Origin of the sequence: Mesorhizobium silamurunense (genome assembly GCF_014843905.1) — a bacterium.
In the GTDB taxonomy this organism is placed as follows: domain Bacteria; phylum Pseudomonadota; class Alphaproteobacteria; order Rhizobiales; family Rhizobiaceae; genus Mesorhizobium; species Mesorhizobium silamurunense.
Genome location: NZ_LPVS01000068.1, coordinates 1 through 4,119, shown reverse-complemented (window position 1 = coordinate 4,119; position 4,119 = coordinate 1). Strand labels below are relative to the sequence as shown.

General features: G+C 64.7%; 4 protein-coding genes and 2 pseudogenes. 3 read left to right on the top strand and 3 right to left on the bottom strand.

All coding sequences use genetic code 11. From position 1 onward, the window contains the following. Nucleotides 1-220: 220 nt before the first annotated feature. Nucleotides 221-622, top strand: a pseudogene (locus tag AU465_RS18420) (DoxX family protein); the annotation flags it as partial. Nucleotides 623-720: 98 nt separating this feature from the next. Here the strand turns inward: AU465_RS18420 and AU465_RS18415 are convergent. Next, nucleotides 721-972: pseudogene (locus AU465_RS18415) on the bottom strand (SDR family oxidoreductase); the annotation flags it as partial. Nucleotides 973-1,222: 250 nt separating this feature from the next. Further along, a complete protein-coding gene (locus tag AU465_RS18410) occupies nucleotides 1,223-1,513 on the bottom strand; it encodes a muconolactone Delta-isomerase family protein (RefSeq protein ID WP_192250781.1) in 291 nt (96 codons plus the stop codon). Between the two features lie 116 nt (nucleotides 1,514-1,629). Between AU465_RS18410 and AU465_RS18405 the strand changes: the two genes are divergently transcribed. Then, entirely contained in the window at nucleotides 1,630-2,571 is a 942-nt protein-coding gene (locus AU465_RS18405; protein ID WP_192250765.1) for a LysR family transcriptional regulator, read from the top strand. Nucleotides 2,572-2,684: 113 nt separating this feature from the next. Here the strand turns inward: AU465_RS18405 and AU465_RS18400 are convergent, their stop codons facing one another. Next, nucleotides 2,685-3,296, bottom strand: coding sequence for an LOG family protein (locus tag AU465_RS18400; RefSeq protein WP_192250762.1), 612 nt, complete (start codon nucleotides 3,294-3,296; stop codon nucleotides 2,685-2,687). Between the two features lie 118 nt (nucleotides 3,297-3,414). Here AU465_RS18400 and AU465_RS18395 point away from each other — a divergent pair. Further along, nucleotides 3,415-4,119: Ig-like domain-containing protein (locus AU465_RS18395; RefSeq protein WP_376774867.1), on the top strand; the 705-nt coding region annotated here is incomplete at its 3' end.

Sequence of the window (4,119 nt, the reverse complement as noted above, 5' to 3'; positions counted from 1 at the left end):
GATTTCGCCGCCGCTACCGTTGACACAACTCGCCTCATATGAGGGGGGCTGGCACTGACCTCGCTCCCACGAGTACCGACTTTTGGGCGCTGGCGGTAAGCGCGCCCGAAAACCGGAGCCGGCGTTCTCTCCCTCGCCGGCTCCGACCTTTTCAACGTCAGTATCCGTAGCGCTACCCCGACCGGCGGCGACTGCCTTCTTTCGAAAACCGGAGCCGACCATGACATCGACCGAACTTGCCAAGAACCTTCACGCCCGGGACGTGGTCCTGCTTGCCGGTCGCCTGCTTCTGTCTCTGATCTTCGTGCATGAGGGATTGCAGCTCGCGACGCATTTCGAGGGCGCCCAGAAGGCGATGGCCGCGCTCGGCGTCGGCACGCCGCTGCTTCTTGCCACTATCGCCCTGCAACTCGGCGCCGGCCTGTCCGTAGCGCTCGGCATCCTGGCGCGGCTCGGCGCGGTAGCGCTCGGCCTCTTCTGCCTGATGACGGCAAGCCTTTTCCACGCCAACTTCGCCAGCCAGAACGAACTGCTGCATTTCGAGAAGGATCTCGCCATTGCCGGCGGCATGTTCATCCTGGCGCTCAGCGGGTCCGGCAGGCTGTCGCTGGACAGTCTGCTTGCCGGATTTGCAAAGGGTGCCAGGATTGATCCGCCCGTCGAGCAGCATCTGCCGGTGGGGAAGACGAGCCTGCCGGTCGGACCAGTCCTCGACCGCTCTCACAATACGCTGGTTATCCCGTCATCCACCAGCAGCGTCTGTCCCGTTACGAAGCTTGCGGCGTCGGAGGCCAGGAACACGGCAGCGCCGGCCAGTTCCTCGACATCGCCCCAGCGCCGCATCGGCGTGCGGCCGGTGAGCCAGCTCGAGAATGTCTCGTCGGCGACTAAAGCGGCGGTGAGCTCGGTCTTGAAATAGCCGGGGGCGATGGCGTTGACGCGCACACCGTGCTGGCCCCATTCGCCGGCGAGCGGGGTCTGGCGACCCAGGCCGAGCTCGAAGAGGCACTGACATCCTGGGAGACGTGGGGACGCGAACCGGACCCCCGTCTATCTCAGGTGTCGTCGCGAATGCGTTGCCAGAAGGCCGGGGCCACGACCTCTGCCGCGATCGATGGGTGGTGTCGAGCAGCCGAGAAAATGCGACATCGCATGGTTTCCAAGCAAATTCAGTGCCTGGCCATGAGGCTGCCGAGCGCAAGGCGGCCTCAGCCAGCTATCCTCAGCGCTTCGGCCCGAACCCCGGATAGGGATTGAGCGGCACGATTGCCGCGACCTCCATCATGCCGGCCTCGACCAGCGGCAGGGTGGCGAGATGGCCGCGCACCTCCTTCTCGTCGGCCGCCTCGAACATCACGCCGCTGCCGGGGATGTCGCCTCGGTTCCACACCTGGCGCACCGCGCCCTGCGCATAGAGCGTGCGCCTTTGCTCGGCTTCGCCCGGCAGGAGCGGCGCGAAATCGGCGTCGCTGAACTTTTCGGTGTTGCGGGTGAGAAGGGCAAAGAACTGCATGGCGGTCTCCTTTGTGGCCTGTTGATGCGGGAGATATCGCGCCGGCTGGTCAGACTGTCAAAGACTGATTAGGCTAAAGTTCAGATCAATAAGGACTTAAGTCAATAGGGGCAAAGATGCTCGACCTGCGCCAAATAAGATATTTCGTCGCCGTCGCCGAGGCCGGCAATGTCGGCCGCGCCGCCGAGCAGCTGCACATCTCGCAATCGCCCTTGAGCCGACAGATCATGCAGCTCGAGGAGCAACTGGGCGTTGCCCTGTTCGAGCGGGCGAAGCAGCGCGTGCATCTCAACGCCGAGGGCAGGGCTTTCCTCGCCGAAGCCCGCGCGCTGCTTGCCAATGCCGCGCGGCTGGAGGAGCTTGGCCGCAATCTCGCCAGCGGCGCCGCCGGCAGCCTCGCCGTCGGCTATGTCGAGGGCGCTGTGCATGCCGGTCTGGTCGCCGACATGCTGCGCGAATTCCGCCGCCGGCGGCCGGATCTCCATCTGCAGCTCAGGAGCGGCCGCACGGCCCAGCAATTCGAGGATCTGCGAAGCCGAGCGCTCGACCTCGGCTTTGTCTATGCCCCTGCGCCGAAGGGCGATCCCGATATCGAGAGCATGCTGGTACGTCGCGAGCCGCTGGTGCTGGCTATCCCCGAGGATGATCCGCTTGTCGGTGTCACCGACATCCGGCCAAACCATCTCGACGGTCGCGTCTGGATCACCGTCGTGCGTCAGCCCGACGACACCAATCGCGCCCAGTTCCTGGCGGCCTGCGCCGAAGCCGGCTTCCTGCCCGACATCGCCTACGAGACGGCCGACCCCTTGACCTCGCTCGGCCTGGTCAGCGCCGGTCTCGGCCTCGCCACGGTGCAGGAAAGCCTCCGCGTCGCGGCGCCGCGCGGCATCGTCTTCCGCGATCTGCCCTGGTTCAAGCGCAACGTTGCGATCCATCTCGCCTGGCGGCGCAATGATCGAAGGGCGGTGATTGGGGATTTGAGGAGGGCGCTCGCCTGGCGGCGCAATGATCGAAGGGCGGTGATTGGGGATTTGAGGAGGGCGGTGAATAGTGAATAGTGAATAGTGAATAGTGAATAGTGAATAGTGAATAGTGAATAGTGGGTTCAATGATGATGGTCAGCGGACAAAAGCCGGGTCCTCGCAGCTAACCATTCACTATTCACTATTCACTACATCTTATCTATCACCGACTGCACACCCTCTGTCGGCGCATCCACGGATGACCCCGCCACCATGATGGCGGCGACGATGGCTTCGGGGTCGTTGACCACTAGCGGCTTCACCCTATGTGCGGTGTGGATGAAGCCTTCGCCCGACATGTGCTCGATCAGCGAAAGCATCGGGTCCCAGAAGCCCTTAATGTTGGCGAACACGATCGGCTTGCGGTGATGGCCGAGCTGCGCCCAGGTCATGACCTCGACGATCTCCTCCACCGTGCCGATGCCGCCCGGCAGCGCCACGAAGGCGTCGGATTTCTCGAACATCCTGTGCTTGCGCTCGTGCATGTTATCGGTGATCAACAGCTCGTCGAGCTTGTCGAGAGCGGTTTCCGTCGCCTCCTTGTTGATCAGGAAGCGCGGGATGATGCCGGTCACCTTGCCGCCGGCCTTGAGCGCCCCGTCGGCGACGGCGCCCATGATGCCCTTGGTGCCGCCGCCATAGATCAGGCGCAGGCCTGACTTGGCGAGCGAGCGGCCGAGCAGGTGGCCGGCCTTGACATAAGCCTCGTCGCGGCCCGGAGACGAACCGCAATAGACGCAGACGGATCGAATCGTGTTCATGGGATGATTGGTGATGGGGACGGTTGGCGCGGTCAAGCCCATGGGCGGGCTTTTTCTTGTAGCACTGGTTAAAACACGCTAGACCGGCGTTAGGTGGCTAAGGGGGCACTAAAAGATTATGGCTATCAATCCTTCCAAGGCGTTTTTGTTCGCGGCGGGCGGCGTTGCCGTCGTCGCGGCGGTCGCCTACGGGTCGGGCGCGCTCGACCCATATATCAACAAAGAGAAGCCGGCACAGGTCGCGGCACTTCCGCAAGCGGACACGAAGCCGGCTGAATCCAACAGCACGTCCACCGAGGCGCGCTTGCCGCAGGCTCCGGCCAACACGATGGCCCCAGCCAACAAGATGGCGCCCGCCAACAATGCAACGGCCCCGGCCAACAACGCGACGGCCCCGGCGGCATCCGCGCCAGCCGCCGGTCCGATATTGCCGACCTTCGATGTCGTGCGGGTCGAAGGCAATGGCTCGATCGTCGTCGCCGGCAGCGCGGCGCCCAATGCCAAGGTCGAGGTCTTGAATGGCGGGACGGTGCTAGGCGCGACCGATGCCGGCCCCGACGGCGCCTTCGCCATCGTGCTCGACGATCCACTGAAGCCCGGCGACTACACGATCACGCTTCGCTCGACGGTCGGCGGCGTCGCCGTCGCCTCAGCCCAGACCGCCGTCGTCTCGGTGCCGCAGAGCCCGACCGGCCAGGTGCTGGCGATGGTCGAGGAGCCGGGCAAGCCGTCCGAATTGCTCACCGTTCCGCAGCCACCGGCCGCCACCGATCAGGCTGCCGCGCCGGCGGCGCAGACCCCGGCCGCAACCGCGCCGGCGCCC

Bases quoted from the DNA above. Each gene is read 5' to 3' on its own strand.
- AU465_RS18405 (WP_192250765.1), top strand. From the start codon at position 1,630: ATGCTCGACCTGCGCCAAATAAGATATTTCGTCGCCGTCGCCGAGGCC.
- AU465_RS18410 (WP_192250781.1), bottom strand. From the start codon at position 1,513: ATGCAGTTCTTTGCCCTTCTCACCCGCAACACCGAAAAGTTCAGCGAC.
- AU465_RS18400 (WP_192250762.1), bottom strand. From the start codon at position 3,296: ATGAACACGATTCGATCCGTCTGCGTCTATTGCGGTTCGTCTCCGGGC.